We start from the raw sequence: 13,288 nt of genomic DNA, 5'->3' as shown, positions 1-13,288 counted from the left end.
ACGAAGAGGTTATGGGTTTAGAAACTTCAACAATTTCAAATTAAGAAGTTTTCTGACTTGGCATTTTGCCAGCTAATTTCAGTTTATTTTACATACCATGTTCGGTAGAGCCGCAAAACCTTTGTTTTATCGCGGGGAATTGTAGGCGATCGCAATGGCATCCCCAAAGTTGCATCCCCAATTTACAAGCAGAACTTCAACTTGCTCACCGGACAATGTTTAGATGACGAAACCGTGAGCATTCCTACTTTTCCAGTAAGAGTGGTTGAAGATAACGTGCAAATAGCCGTTAGCAAGTAACTACTGCTACATTTCACCACAGAACCCGGTTTCAAGAGAGAAACCGGGTTTTTTAATAGCGATACTATATATACAACTAATGAAAAGGAGTTCTCCTATGCAGTCTACGGTAACTGATGGAGTGCGTTGGACTACTACAGACATAAACCTCTTACCTGAAAACGAAGGCACGCGCTATGAGATTATTGATGGAGAGCTATTCATGACCAGAGCGCCCCACTGGAAGCATCAACGCGCCTGTGGCAGAATTTTTGGACAACTTGATGATTGGTCTGTGTCTAGTAGTTTAGGGCAAGCAAGCATCACTCCGGGTGTGCTATTTAGCGAATCAGACAACGTAATACCAGACGTAGTTTGGGCTAGCAATGAACGATTAGCCGTTTTGTTAGACGAAGCGGGACATCTGACAGGCGCACCAGAATTAGTGGTGGAAGTGTTATCGCCTGGTGCAGAGAATGAACGCCGAGATAGAGAAGCTAAACTCAAACTCTACGCCTCGCGGGGAGTCCAAGAGTATTGGATTGCTGATTGGCGTTTGCAACAAGTTGAAGTCTACCGCCGCGAAAATGCGACGCTGAAATTGGTTGCAACGCTGTTAACTAATGATGAAATTAATTCTTCTCTTTTGCCAGGTTTTACCTGTGTTGTGTCTCGGTTTTTTGTGTAGGAAGGGGTAGAGGAGGAGGAAGGCGATCGCAGTTGATATCGATTACATTAGCGTCACTAAACTTTTACCTTAGTTATGCTTCTTCAACCAATTCATAATATCTTTATTTTTATATAGTTTTAGTCGTAATTACTCCTCTGTGGAAAGCTTTTTGATAATAAGCTTATTAAGAATCTTTTTTTCCAGTACAAATCTCACATGGTTTAAACCCTGCTTCTTCCGCAGCTTTTGGATTTGAGAACCTAATAATATTAGCTTCATCCTGAGGGTTTTCTGCCTTAGGATAATGATTACAATTTCTTTTAAAGTGATATTTATCTCGATTTTTTCGCGCTCTGATTGAATCTTGCGGTGGATTGTAATTAATGATTGTTTGCTCATAAGATTGGTCAATAGCTATAGTTTTGTGCGATATCCAATCCAGTAATTGTCGAAGTTCACGCAGAACCCTTAAGCTTGGATTCCTCTTCGATTCTTTGTTTAGACTTTCTATTAAAGATTGAATTACTGGATCTGAAGGAGCTAAATTAGTGTAATCAGTGATTAAACCATCTATAATTTCCTCAATCTTTTCAGTTTTACTTTTCGTAGCAGATTGTAGCGAATTTTGAACTTCAGCTAATTGACGATAGTATTTGCGTTTAAGAGGTTTTAGCTCTCCTAATATAATATTCCTTCGTTTCTCTAGCTCTTCTATTAGTTTATCAATCTGTTCCGGCTCGCTAAGCTTCTCGGCAAGTAACTTAAAAATTTTTATAAGAAGCCAGTGTTTAGATTCTAGTTCATTTAACCTTTTTGTTTCCTTCTTATTTTTTACAGATGCTAACAGCTTGGATTTCAAAAGTTCATGCCATTGATACTTAACCTCTTGATCCAGTTTCCCGCGAAAAGAAGAAGCTATTAGTGAGATAGCAGATTTAAAAGGAAACGCGAACCTAATTAACGTTCCTAGTAGAAACCAAGCAGGCAAAACTAATATCAGAAATAGCAATACAGGCAGATTAAAATGGATATGAACACTTTCATCAATGAAATTTGTCTCCCGTAAACTTGTCTCCTCCTACTTTATCGCCTCCAACTACATCTCCCATAGTACCCATATTATTCGTATTCTGATTGATACTAGACGTATTGGGTCTTTGATTTATATTAGGTATTCTCTTCTCTATTTGCTGAAGTGCTGCAACCAATTCTTTCAACTGTTTTCTAAAATCGGCATCTATCAATGCTTCGTTAGCGATTATTTGAGCTTTAAACTCTGAATCAGCCTGGTTCAACTCAGGTCTATTTGAAAATCGATTGCTCAGAAGGTTGCTAAGCTTGTTTAGAATATTTTTAGCAGCGTCACCGCTAAGAGACTCAATAGCACCTACTGTTGCGTGATCAAGACAGAAACGTACCGCTGCTCTGGCAATTGGTAACAGAAGTTGTATATCCATTAGTTACAAACCCATACTAAGCCACAGATACTCTGTCAACGGTAACACAGGCTTATGTCTTACAGTTGGTTAATTTAACTTACTAAGTGCTATGATATCGATCCACCAGCAACAAAGCAAGCATTACTGCGGTGGATTTTTTTAGACTTAAGTTATATCAATACATAATTTAATGCGCTCACGCTAAAAGTGTGCAAAGGCGCTAAAGGTGTCTAGGAGTTGGCTATACTCAAGAGGATCATACTCAAGACGTTGAGGAGCGATCTCTTCTTGCCAAGCAACCATCAGCGAAGCGCGATCGCATACATTACCTTTAAAACTACATTTAGGCAATCTTAATGCTGCCAAGAGCTTTGAGTCGTGGGTGAGGCAAGCCGACACATCAAAAGTGCGATCACTACTTGAAACAGGAGAGCGATCGCATCCCTCATTTAGTATTCGCACCCACAGCTAAAAAATTACATCTAGCCACAGCAAAATTACTGGCTGACATTTAAACACCAGAGGCGATCGCCCACCCAAACCGATTTGATTTCCCCAACCCGTTTTAACGGGTTTCAGCTTTGAGCCAGAAATTTATTTCTGCGCTCACTACGCTCACCTTCCAGGCTCATCATCCCGTTCCAAAGCCGGAATAACTGTTCCTTGCAAATGATGTTGTTTTTGATTATTCACATAAGCCTTCGCTTCATCCAATTGCTTACCTCCTAATGAAAACACTCCATATCCATGTTGCCAGCTAAACCCTAAACCACAAGCTAATGGAGTGTGATTCAAATGATAAGCGCTACTTCCTTTGATGGTCTTTACGAAATCAGCAATTGATAACTTTGGTGGAATGGAAGCCACAATATGAATATGATCTTCAATACCACCAATTGCATGAATAATGCAGCCCATTGCATCAGCTTTACCGATAATATAACCGTAAAGTTCAGACTCTCTTTCTGGGGTAATTAAAGATTGACGAGATTCCGTTGCCCAAATGAGATGGTAGTAGGTGCGCCAAAATGACATGAGTTTAAAAGTTCGGATTGGAAGTGGCGATCGCGCATATAGCCGGGAAATAAATTTCCGGCTCAAAGCTAAAACCCGTTAAAACGGGTTAAAGAGAATGGTGAGAAGAAAGCGTGATCGCATAATCCAACTACAAAGACGGTGCGCGTGAAGCGAAGCTATCGCGTAAGCGAATCGCTCTCCTGAGTTATTCTTCCCACCTACAGCTAAAAAATTCTATCTAGCCGTACCAAAATTACTGGCTGGCTTTTAGACAATAGATGGGATCGCCCCCACTCCAGCGATATTGATTGGAAAAGGGCGATCGCCTCAATCATTATCTGACTCCGAAAACAAAGATTCCAAACTACGATATCCACTTACCACCCTGACAATCTCTACTCCATCCTCAATTACTCTATAAAGGATGATGTAACCGTCCACGGGAAGACCTCGTAACGAAGGTTCTATCTCAGCATAATCGCGACCCATCTTGGGAAACTTTACTAACTTCCGACACTTCTGCTCAAAAGCATTTAGAAACCGTTCTCCAGCCTCTATATTGCGACTCGCGAAATAGTCAGAAATCTCATCTAAGTCCTGGGTAGCTTCTGGGGATATGATGTAACGGCTCATTCTTGATTGTCGCGAGCTTTACTGAGCTTATCCCGCAGTCTTGCAATAACAACTTCTCCATCAATTCCTTCCCCTCGGTCAAGCTGTTCAAGACCAACAGCTACTTTTTCACGAGTTTCTTCCACCCACTTTTCATAGTGTTTATCTCGCTCTCCCAAAAGTCGTAAAGCTTCAACAATTACCTCATAAACTGTTTCATATTTACCGCTTTTGAGCTTTTCTTGAATTAACTGTTCCTCTTCAGGTTTTAGGGTTATATTCATCGCTTCAGCATCTCCAGTTTTTTTACATTATAGACTTCAGAATTTTACCTTCGCTCGCATCCCTCATTTAGTATTCCCACCCACAGCTAAAAAATTCTATCTAGCCGTACCAAAATTACTGGCTGGCTTTTAGACAATACCTGCGATTACCCCTACTCTACTGATATTGATTGCAAAAACGCGATCGCTCTCAATTTGATTACCACTTTCGGCTGATGAACATCTTTCAGAAAATTTCAACACTTGTGACATAACTAACAGAAAAAATTCTGTAGTTACACATTCTTATGTGTGCCGTGTCCAAGGAGAAAATAAAATGTTTTCACAACCCAAGCACGTTGATGCAGTAGGCGCTGACACCACAGGTAGTGGTTTTCTTACCCCTGATGCTGGCCCTGATACTTCACGCGCCGACTATGCTGATAATCAGGCAGATACAAATGACTCTAGCCACGATTATGACAACGTTGATGAACAAATTCCTGATACTTCACTCAAAGAATCTCAGGCTAACGTTGCCGATCATCAAATGAGGATTATCGGTCGTACATCAGGTTGAAAAATCGGGATGACTGGATTCGAACCAGCGGCCCCTTCGTCCCGAACGAAGTGCGCTACCAAACTGCGCCACATCCCGTTACCATAAAGGCAATCTTAATCCACGATATCACGCGGAATCCCTTTTTACCAACCCACAGCAAGGGAAATTAACTCAAGCAGTAAGAATGCTTGATACTATTAACTCTGTATGACTACAGTGGGAAAAGCGGGTCGTGGCAGTTAAACCAGAATGGTTGCGGGTGAAAGCGCCTCAGTGGGAGCGCGTGGGCAATGTTAAAGAAATATTGCGGGATTTGGGGCTAAATACAGTTTGCGAAGAAGCATCTTGTCCCAATATTGGGGAGTGTTTTAACGCCGGGACAGCAACTTTCTTAATTATGGGGCCAGCCTGCACGCGAGCTTGTCCCTACTGCGATATAGATTTTGAGAAGAAGCCGCAACCGCTAGACGCATCGGAACCGGAAAGATTAGCGGAAGCTGTGCGACGACTACGATTGAATCATGTGGTGATTACCTCGGTGAACCGGGATGATTTGCCAGATGGTGGTGCGTCTCAGTTTGTTCGCTGCATTGAAGCGGTTCGCGCCACCTCGCCAAAGACGACAATTGAGGTGCTGATTCCTGACTTATGTAGTAACTGGGAAGCGCTGGAGAAAATTCTGCAAGCTGCGCCAGAGGTGCTGAATCACAATACAGAAACAGTTCCGAGTCTTTATCGACGGGTGCGTCCTCAAGGAAATTATGCGCGATCGCTCGAATTGTTGCGTCTAACTCGTCAGATTGCACCTTGGGTTTATACTAAATCTGGCTTAATGGTGGGACTGGGAGAAACTGATGCCGAAATTCGGCAAGTTATGCAGGATTTGCGCGATGTAGACTGCGATATCTTGACTATCGGACAATATCTGCAACCCACTCAGAAGCATTTGAGAGTTGATAGCTTCGTGACACCAGCCCAGTTTGACGCTTGGAGACAGTTTGGAGAATCGGTGGGATTTTTGCAAGTCGTCGCCTCTCCCCTCACCCGTAGCTCTTATCATGCTGAACAGGTGCGCGAATTGATGCAACGCTATCCCCGAAGCAAATTTTAAATTTCTAGAGGCGAAGTATTGCTGCTGATAATTGGCTGGGATTAAGTTAAAATTTCTGCTTGGCAATGCTTCGCCCTAACGGTGATTAATCCAAAATCCAACATTCAAAATCCAAAATCGATAGTCATTCTGGGATCTGGTGCCTGGGGTACAACATTGGCATCTCTAGCGTCTAAGAATGGTTATGACGTGCGTTTGTGGTCGCGTCAGGGTTCTGTGCTACTAGAGGACGTTCTAGAGGGCGCACATATTGTTTTATCAGCCATCTCGATGAAAGGTGTCGCCTCGGTGGTGGCGCAAGTAAAATCTTTGCCTGTCTCCCCAGATACCATCTTCGTAACAGCAACCAAAGGGTTAGATCCAGCTACCACAAGTACACCTTCGCAAATTTGGCAAGCGGCGTTCCCCACAAATCCCGTCGTTGTTCTGTCTGGCCCCAATCTTTCTAAAGAAATTCAACAGGGGTTGCCAGCAGCTACCGTGGTTGCGAGTACGGATGCGATCGCTGCCTCGTCGGTGCAAGCGGTATTCTCTTCCCCAAGTTTTCGGGTTTATACCAATGCTGATCCTTTGGGAGTCGAACTGGGCGGTACGCTGAAAAACGTCATGGCGATCGCTGCTGGCACCTGCGACGGTTTACAACTAGGAACCAATGCCAAAGCCGCTTTATTAACCCGTGGCTTGACCGAAATCATCCGCATCGGCAACCACTGGGGCGCACAAACTGAAACGTTTTATGGTTTATCAGGACTTGGGGACTTACTCGCCACCTGCAACAGCAGTCTAAGTCGCAATTACCAGGTTGGTTATTCTTTGGCTCAAGGCAAAATACTTTCAGAGGTTCTAACTGATTTGGAAGGGACAGCTGAAGGTGTCAACACCACCTCTGTTTTGATTCAAAGAGCCAACGCAGAAGGAATTTCTGTTCCCATATCTTACCAGGTTTACCGCTTGCTCCAAGGAGAAATTACCCCGCTCTCGGCGGTTGAGGCATTGATGCTTAGAGACAGCAAGCCAGAGTGATCCGATGTAAGGATTTTGGATTTTGGATTGAAAAAGGGTCTTTTCCCAATCCCCAATCCCCAGCCCCCAATCCCCAGTCAGGGAACTTGTGCAAACAATATTCTTTCTAAGAATAGGTAATTCTTCAGGAAATGCTCTTGCTAGTGATGTAGATTAACCTAGCGTATTGACCCAAGTCACTACTTCGGGATTGATAGCTGCTTATACTAGCTCCTAAAGATAGAAATCTGAATCCTCCTGGAGATGGGTTTCTGGAAGTCACATTGTCCTAGTGTCAGCGCCAGCAGTTGATAGCGATGCGTTTACTAGGTGTCGGAGGAGCGGGGTTAAATAGAAACCCTGTTGGTGGGTGCGAGAAGTAATTAAAAGAACAATAAGCAGTAGTAGTTTCGTCTTGGAGAATGGGAATCCTAAATAAGTAGTGACTAACTGAAAGATTATTCCGGTCGCAATTGAGAGATCCCTATGCCAGCCACCCCTTTCTATACAGAGACAGAATTTGAAGCGATCGCTCCTGACTTCAGCTTTGGGCTGTCAAGTCACGGCGACGACGATCGACCACCAGTAGACGATCTCAGTGAGCCTGAGATCGAAATGATAGACGCTCTTGATGAGCAACTCGACGAGTCCCGCCCCTCGACAAGTGCCAGTCGTCGTACAACCGATTTGGTGCGCTTATACCTTCAGGAAATTGGTCGGGTTCGTTTACTAGGGCGAGATGAAGAAGTCTCGGAAGCTCAAAAAGTCCAGCGTCATATGCGTTTGCTGGAGTTGAGAAGTGACGCTGCGACTAAGGGTGATGAAGTAATTAAACCCTATGTCCATCTGATTAATGTTCACGATCGTCTGGCTTCTCAACTAGGGCATCGTCCTTCTTTGGAACGCTGGGCGGCAGAAGCTGGTATTGAAGTAAGCAACCTGAAGCCCAGTTTGGCAGCAGGAAAGCGACGCTGGGCAGAGATAGCTATTCTGAATGTCGAGGAACTAGAGGCGATTCAGAATACTGGCATCCGCGCCAAAGAACACATGATCAAGGCTAACTTGCGCTTGGTCGTGTCGGTGGCGAAAAAATATCAAAATCGCGGCTTGGAATTGTTGGATTTAGTTCAGGAAGGAACTCTCGGACTAGAACGGGCGGTAGAGAAGTTCGATCCGACAAAGGGTTATCGGTTTAGCACCTATGCTTATTGGTGGATTCGTCAGGGGATTACGCGCGCGATCGCTACTCAAAGCCGCACCATCCGCCTTCCAGTTCACATCACCGAAAAGCTGAACAAAATCAAGAAAGCTCAGCGAAAAATTTCTCAAGAAAAAGGTCGCACCGCCACCATTGAAGATATCGGTCATGAGTTAGACATGACAGCCGAACAGGTGCGGGAAGTTTTGCTGCGCGTACCCCGCTCTGTCTCTTTAGAAATAAAAGTTGGTAAGGAGAAAGACACTGAACTAGGCGACTTGCTAGAAACAGATAGCATATCTCCCGAAGAAGTGTTAATGCGAGAAGCTTTACACCGCGATTTGCAGAATTTGCTTGACGATCTCACCAGCAGAGAGAGAGATGTGATTCAGATGCGGTTTGGCTTGGGAGATGGTCATCCTTATTCCTTGGCAGAAATTGGCCGCGCTTTGGATTTGTCTAGGGAACGAGTCCGGCAAATTGAAGCCAAAGCCCTACAAAAGTTGCGGCAACCCAAGCGCCGCAACCGCGTGCGAGATTATCTAGAATCTTTGGGGTAAAAGAACATAAAAGGTAAAAGCCAATCATCGAATTCTTTCTTTTGCCTTTTACCTTTTATCTTTTACATGATTGCCTTTTAAGTAGTTTCGTCAAAAGTGAAAAGGCAATCATGTAAAAGACATAATTCTTTACTTCTGCTTTTTCCGGTTTCCTTCTATACTTTCCTGCTTCTTGACTGCTTTGCTTATTAATTATCATTCTCAATAAGATAACTTTGTTGCAAATATTCTGGCAATTCGCTATCCTTCTCAATAGGGCTACTTTCTTGAGAAGGTAAATATGTCATTTTACACAGCAACCTCCCTCAAGGCTGAACTCAATGAGCGGGGCTGGCGTTTAACTCCCCAGCGGGAAACTATCCTGAATGTGTTTCAACATCTCCCCAGAGGTCAGCATCTCAGTGCGGAAGACCTATACGAGCTGCTGCACAGCGAAAGTGAGGATATCAGCCTATCCACCATTTACCGAACTCTAAAGTTAATGGCTCGGCTGGGCATTCTACGCGAACTAGAACTGGCGGAAGGACATAAACATTACGAACTCAATCAACCTTACCCGCATCACCACCATCATTTGATCTGTGTTCGGTGTAACAAGACGATTGAATTCAAGAATGACTCGATATTAAAAACAGGCACCCGAACCGCCAAAAAAGAGGGGTATCATCTGCTTGACTGTCAGCTGACGATTCACGCCGTCTGTCCGTCTTGCCAACGGGCGTTACTGCCAATTTAAGCAAATACGGGCAGTAGGAGGACAGCGATGGGAAAACAGCCGCTAAACGAGCGATTAGCTTTAAAAGCTAATCGCCAAAGTTAGAAGCGTCCCTTCACAATGTCATCAGCACTGAGTCCATAGTCACGCTGTGCCGCTTCGACAGCTGCTTTGGTTTGCTTATCGAAAACACCGTTTAACGGGCCGTTATAAAAGCCGTTTTCTTTCAAACGCTTTTGCAAGGACAGCATACTAGAGCGATCGCTTGATTTTGCGCTTGCCTTCTGTAATGCTGCTAAAGTATTTGGCCCCACAACCCCATCAGCAGTTAAGCGTTGTTCTTGCTGAAACTTGGTCACAGCATCTTTAGTTTCTTGGTCGAAGTAGCCAGTTAACCGACCTTGATAGTATTCCATCTGTCGCAACTGTCGCTGGACGGCTGCTACCTGTTGGCTGGTTTGACCGAATTGCACGAATGGGCCGGTAGAAACAACGGCTGGTTTTGCCGGAGTCCGAAACTCTCCATTTCCCACACCCAGTAAAGCCGCCTGAGTGTCTGTACCTGCAACGCCATCAACAGGCATTCCCGCCACTTTCTGAAATTGGGTAACGGCTGCTTTAGTTAACGGACCATAATAACCAGTGGCATTTGCCTTTAAGTAACCCCGTTTTTGCAACTGCTGCTGGAGGGCGGCTACCTCTGCACCCTTGTCCCCTTCCTGCAAAGCGCCACGGCGACGGTTGCTCACCTGCGGAGGGATGCTCACTTGCGGACGAGTGACCCGTTGACGGTTCACCTGCGGACGGTTAACTAGCAGACGGTTGCTCACCTGCGGACGGTTACTTGCCTGTGTTTGGTTGCTCCTCCTTTGAATGCTTAAAGCTGCCTCAGTTTGCGGCCCTACAATGCCATCTGGTGCTAGTCCTTTAGCTTTTTGAAATTGGATCACCGCCTCTGTGGTCAAGGGGCCAAAATTGCCAGTGGCATTTGCCCTGAAGTAGCCTAGCTGCTGCAAACGTTGCTGGAGGGTAACTACCTCTGAACCACTGTCCCCAGGCTGAAGCGTTGCCAACGCCACCGATGCCATTCCCAAATAGCTTAAGCTAACTGCCAGGGATAGCATATACATACTCGCCGTGCTGGAAAGCTTTTTGCATTCCAGTCCCTGAAAAAACTTCTGGCTATTGAGGGCAGAAACTTGCTCGATGTTGACGGGTTCCTCGTAGGCAAGAGCAAGATGGATATAGGCAAGAGTTTCCATAATTATCTAGGGCTTCTTTTGATAGCAAGTTTAGCAGGTCAATTTCAACAAATAGCCACACTTATAGTAACTATCAGCGGGACTCTTTCACTGCATTCAGCCGATAAGATTGTATAAGCGCATATTGCCTTTCAGCAGTGCTTCGGTTGAAGATATTCTTGCATTCAAATAGGAAGCCTTAGTTTTCTGGCATCTTATATTTTTTACCGCCAGTCTAGCTGATTGATTAATAGGCTAGTAACTATATCATATTTTGGCTATTGGCGATAGACTACCCGTGCATCAAGTCCACAGGAGCGCAAAAACTCGGACTGACTTTCAGCCTTGTTGTAGTCAGGAAATGCGCCTGTTTGAACGTAATTCCCTAATCTCGAATCTGTCCTAAAATTCACAGAACCAGCACGCAAACGCAAACACTGACGCACGTCATCCAGTTCGTCTTCGCTTCCTGGTACGATCACTACATAAGAAAGGGGACGATTTCTAGCAACAGCACCACGGACTCCCAATTCCTCCAGGGTTTCCCGATCGAGACGACCGTCAGCGAATATATCCCTATCTCTTTGAAACTCCCTGATCGCCTGCCTGGTTTGTGGACCAATAATTCCATCGATGGGGCCAGGGTTGTAACGCAACTGTCTCAACCGTAGCTGAACCCGCTGATTAAAAGCGCGATCGCCTTCTGGAAATACGTCTCTTTCACCAAGGTTGTTAGTATCTAATCCTCTATCAAGATTAGAAAAATCGTCTCTGAAACCTGGCAATACGTCATTTCCAAAGTCAAAATTGTATTGTTGGCTCTGGGGCCGCCTAACGTTAAATAATGCTGCCCTGGTTTCCGAACCAACCTCGCCATCCGGTGCCAGTCCATTATTTCGCTGGAATTCGATTACAGCGGCTCTGGTCTGCGAACCAAAAAAGCCAGTGATAGATCCCCTGAAGTAGTTCAAATCTTGCAAACGTCTTTGAACCTCTGCCACCTCCGGATCTCTACTTCCTTGCTGAAGCACCCTCTGTGCCAACGCATCCGAAGCCATCCCCAACACCACCAAGGAAACAGCAAGCGATAGAAACTGAATACTCGCTGTGCTAGAAAGCTTTTTCCAATTCAGTCCGGCAAAAAGTTTCTGGTTGTTCCAGATAGGAGAAAAACTGACTTCCTTGGGTGTCTCGTAGGCTAAGGAAATATGAAGATATGCTAGGGTTTCCACGGTTATTGCAGTATATTTATCTCGCCAGTCTAGCCGAAAAAATTCATCAAATAGCTATTCCTAAGAGTTGCTACGGTAAGTAAACAACCCTTGCTTGCAACCCACGCGATCGCAGCATTTCGGCTTGGCCTTCGGCGCTAGACGGGTTGGGAAATGTCCCTGCATAAATATCTGCATCCTGCCTCGAATCCTTTGGATACGCACTAGACACGTATTGGCGCACTTGTAAAAGCGTCTCGGCACTTTCAGGGATGACTACCACCAAGTAGGGAGAATTTGAACTTCCAAGGTATCCGGCTGCAAACCAGGTTTCCTTCCCAACAATGCCGTCAACACGTAAACCTCTTTCTACCTGAAAACGCTTCACAGCCCGGGCCGTTTGCCCGCCATATTTCCCATCGATAGGGCCTTTGTAGAACCCGGCAGCTTTCAACCTTTGCTGAGCTTCTATGACTTCGGAGCCGCGATCGCCTATTCGCAGTCCGCGCACGCTGACACTCAAGCCTTCCGATTGCTTGGTTTTGTTCTTTTTGCCCCCCTCAATGTGACGCTTCAGCGCCGCTAGAGTTTGCGTACCCGCTATGCCGTCAGCGGCTAAGCCATTAGCTGCCTGAAACCGCTTTACGGCAGCTTGGGTTAACTTGCCATAATATCCAGTTATAGGCCCTTTATAGTATTTTGCTGCCATCAGGTTATTTTGCAGCGCCGTCACTTCTGCACCCCTGTCCTCTATTTGCATGGCGCTAGCGCTGGCGATCGCGCTTAGGATAGCTAGCATCGCCAGCGACAGCATATAGATACTCGCTTTGCTGGAAAGCTTATGCCAGTTTAGTCCCTCAAAAAGTTTCAACTTCTTCAGGACAGGCGGAGTACCAGCGTCTGTAGTTTCCTCGTAGGCTACTGCCAGATGAAGATATGCAAGGGTTTCCATTATTGTCCTGCAAAACCAAAACCAATAGCCGCTAATCCACCTTATAGATGTTTTAGCTGCTGTTTTCGGCTTATTTTACGACAATTTAAGGGTTTATGGTTACTTACTTCAGGGAGAGTTCATTAAAAATGATAATTGACGGTGTTATTTTGGATAAAATCTGTCCATTCACACCCATTTAAACTAAACCCTTGGAATCAAAAACTAAGGAAAGCAGCACTGGTAAAGCAGTAATTACCCTAACTACCAGGGAATATTGACCTTGAGTTAGGGGCAAATAAATGAAGTTTCTCTTCCCTCAAGCCTGCTATAACAGCAGATGCCAGTTCCTTGTTAAAGTTTTGGTAGTCCTAAAGATGTAAGGATAGGAGAAATACAGTTCCATCAGAAGCTCTATGTCTGATTCCCAACCAACTTGCCCCGTTTGTCAGTCAACTCACGTCGTCAAAAACGGCA

Annotated in this window: 15 protein-coding genes, 1 tRNA gene and 1 pseudogene; 7 read left to right on the top strand and 10 right to left on the bottom strand. The window is 45.0% G+C overall.

All coding sequences use genetic code 11. The features are described 5' to 3' along the window. Positions 1-120: 120 nt before the first annotated feature. Together H6F74_RS18795 and H6F74_RS18790 are read left to right on the top strand one after the other, a co-directional pair. A pseudogene (locus H6F74_RS18795) lies at positions 121-300 on the top strand (nitrite reductase (NAD(P)H) small subunit); the annotation flags it as partial. 97 nt (positions 301-397) lie between these two features. Then, positions 398-967, top strand: coding sequence for a Uma2 family endonuclease (locus tag H6F74_RS18790; protein ID WP_190443727.1), 570 nt, complete (start codon positions 398-400; stop codon positions 965-967). A 166-nt stretch (positions 968-1,133) separates the two neighbouring features. Here the strand turns inward: H6F74_RS18790 and H6F74_RS18785 are convergent, their stop codons facing one another. The 6 genes from H6F74_RS18785 to H6F74_RS18760 all read right to left on the bottom strand — a co-directional run bounded on the left by H6F74_RS18785 (position 1,134) and on the right by H6F74_RS18760 (position 4,301). Then, on the bottom strand, positions 1,134-1,808 hold the full coding sequence (locus H6F74_RS18785; protein ID WP_190443726.1) for a hypothetical protein: 675 nt from the start codon (positions 1,806-1,808) through the stop codon (positions 1,134-1,136). A 184-nt stretch (positions 1,809-1,992) separates the two neighbouring features. Next, positions 1,993-2,406: a hypothetical protein gene (locus H6F74_RS18780; RefSeq protein ID WP_190443725.1), complete on the bottom strand. Its 414-nt coding sequence runs from the start codon at positions 2,404-2,406 to the stop codon at positions 1,993-1,995. A gap of 183 nt (positions 2,407-2,589) precedes the next feature. Further along, positions 2,590-2,850: a hypothetical protein gene (locus H6F74_RS18775; protein ID WP_190443724.1), complete on the bottom strand. Its 261-nt coding sequence runs from the start codon at positions 2,848-2,850 to the stop codon at positions 2,590-2,592. 153 nt (positions 2,851-3,003) lie between these two features. Continuing rightward, positions 3,004-3,423, bottom strand: a complete 420-nt coding sequence (tnpA, locus tag H6F74_RS18770) for an IS200/IS605 family transposase (protein WP_190443723.1) — start codon at positions 3,421-3,423, stop codon at positions 3,004-3,006. Between the two features lie 309 nt (positions 3,424-3,732). After that, positions 3,733-4,038, bottom strand: coding sequence for a type II toxin-antitoxin system RelE/ParE family toxin (locus tag H6F74_RS18765; RefSeq protein ID WP_190443722.1), 306 nt, complete (start codon positions 4,036-4,038; stop codon positions 3,733-3,735). After that, positions 4,035-4,301 carry a type II toxin-antitoxin system ParD family antitoxin gene (locus H6F74_RS18760; protein ID WP_190443721.1) on the bottom strand — a complete coding sequence of 89 codons (267 nt, stop codon included), beginning with the start codon at positions 4,299-4,301 and terminating at the stop codon, positions 4,035-4,037. Before H6F74_RS18760 ends, H6F74_RS18765 begins: the two co-directional genes overlap by 4 nt. A 316-nt stretch (positions 4,302-4,617) precedes the next feature. On the opposite strand from H6F74_RS18760, the gene H6F74_RS18755 reads away from it, so the two are divergent. Further along, complete coding sequence (locus tag H6F74_RS18755; RefSeq protein ID WP_190443720.1) at positions 4,618-4,860, top strand: hypothetical protein; 243 nt, start codon at positions 4,618-4,620, stop codon at positions 4,858-4,860. Between the two features lie 4 nt (positions 4,861-4,864). Here the strand turns inward: H6F74_RS18755 and H6F74_RS18750 are convergent. Beyond that, positions 4,865-4,938, bottom strand: a tRNA-Pro gene (locus tag H6F74_RS18750). 136 nt (positions 4,939-5,074) lie between these two features. Between H6F74_RS18750 and lipA the strand changes: the two genes are divergently transcribed. From lipA to H6F74_RS18730, 4 genes are all read left to right on the top strand, one after another. Next, a complete protein-coding gene (gene lipA, locus H6F74_RS18745) occupies positions 5,075-5,953 on the top strand; it encodes a lipoyl synthase (RefSeq protein ID WP_190443719.1) in 879 nt (292 codons plus the stop codon). Positions 5,954-6,034: 81 nt separating this feature from the next. Further along, a complete protein-coding gene (locus tag H6F74_RS18740) occupies positions 6,035-6,976 on the top strand; it encodes an NAD(P)H-dependent glycerol-3-phosphate dehydrogenase (protein WP_347269529.1) in 942 nt (313 codons plus the stop codon). 465 nt (positions 6,977-7,441) lie between these two features. Continuing rightward, a complete protein-coding gene (sigC, locus tag H6F74_RS18735) occupies positions 7,442-8,713 on the top strand; it encodes an RNA polymerase sigma factor SigC (protein ID WP_190443718.1) in 1,272 nt (423 codons plus the stop codon). A 280-nt stretch (positions 8,714-8,993) separates the two neighbouring features. After that, positions 8,994-9,449, top strand: coding sequence for a transcriptional repressor (locus tag H6F74_RS18730; RefSeq protein ID WP_190426608.1), 456 nt, complete (start codon positions 8,994-8,996; stop codon positions 9,447-9,449). A gap of 80 nt (positions 9,450-9,529) precedes the next feature. Here the strand turns inward: H6F74_RS18730 and H6F74_RS18725 are convergent, their stop codons facing one another. From H6F74_RS18725 to H6F74_RS29665, 3 genes are all read right to left on the bottom strand, one after another. Then, positions 9,530-10,690 (bottom strand): peptidoglycan-binding protein, encoded by a 1,161-nt coding sequence (locus tag H6F74_RS18725; RefSeq protein WP_190443717.1) that lies wholly within the window; start codon positions 10,688-10,690, stop codon positions 9,530-9,532. Positions 10,691-10,947: 257 nt separating this feature from the next. Continuing rightward, on the bottom strand, positions 10,948-11,901 hold the full coding sequence (locus H6F74_RS18720; RefSeq protein WP_190443716.1) for a peptidoglycan-binding protein: 954 nt from the start codon (positions 11,899-11,901) through the stop codon (positions 10,948-10,950). A 70-nt stretch (positions 11,902-11,971) separates the two neighbouring features. Beyond that, complete coding sequence (locus H6F74_RS29665) at positions 11,972-12,832, bottom strand: peptidoglycan-binding protein (RefSeq protein WP_190443715.1); 861 nt, start codon at positions 12,830-12,832, stop codon at positions 11,972-11,974. Positions 12,833-13,288: the final 456 nt, after the last annotated feature.

Origin of the sequence: Trichocoleus sp. FACHB-90, assembly GCF_014695505.1 — a bacterium.
In the GTDB taxonomy this organism is placed as follows: Bacteria; Cyanobacteriota; Cyanobacteriia; order Cyanobacteriales; family FACHB-T130; genus Funiculus; species Funiculus sociatus.
The sequence above is the reverse complement of the archived record's forward strand: the minus strand, read 5'-3'. Positions and strand labels throughout refer to the sequence as shown.

Excerpts from the sequence above, each read along its gene's own strand:
- H6F74_RS18790 (WP_190443727.1), top strand. The coding sequence starts at position 398 with ATGCAGTCTACGGTAACTGATGGAGTGCGTTGGACTACTACAGACATA.
- H6F74_RS18780 (WP_190443725.1), bottom strand. The coding sequence starts at position 2,406 with ATGGATATACAACTTCTGTTACCAATTGCCAGAGCAGCGGTACGTTTC.
- tnpA (WP_190443723.1), bottom strand. The coding sequence starts at position 3,423 with ATGTCATTTTGGCGCACCTACTACCATCTCATTTGGGCAACGGAATCT.
- H6F74_RS18765 (WP_190443722.1), bottom strand. The coding sequence starts at position 4,038 with ATGAGCCGTTACATCATATCCCCAGAAGCTACCCAGGACTTAGATGAG.
- H6F74_RS18760 (WP_190443721.1), bottom strand. The coding sequence starts at position 4,301 with ATGAATATAACCCTAAAACCTGAAGAGGAACAGTTAATTCAAGAAAAG.
- H6F74_RS18755 (WP_190443720.1), top strand. The coding sequence starts at position 4,618 with ATGTTTTCACAACCCAAGCACGTTGATGCAGTAGGCGCTGACACCACA.
- sigC (WP_190443718.1), top strand. The coding sequence starts at position 7,442 with ATGCCAGCCACCCCTTTCTATACAGAGACAGAATTTGAAGCGATCGCT.
- H6F74_RS18730 (WP_190426608.1), top strand. The coding sequence starts at position 8,994 with ATGTCATTTTACACAGCAACCTCCCTCAAGGCTGAACTCAATGAGCGG.
- H6F74_RS18725 (WP_190443717.1), bottom strand. The coding sequence starts at position 10,690 with ATGGAAACTCTTGCCTATATCCATCTTGCTCTTGCCTACGAGGAACCC.
- H6F74_RS29665 (WP_190443715.1), bottom strand. The coding sequence starts at position 12,832 with ATGGAAACCCTTGCATATCTTCATCTGGCAGTAGCCTACGAGGAAACT.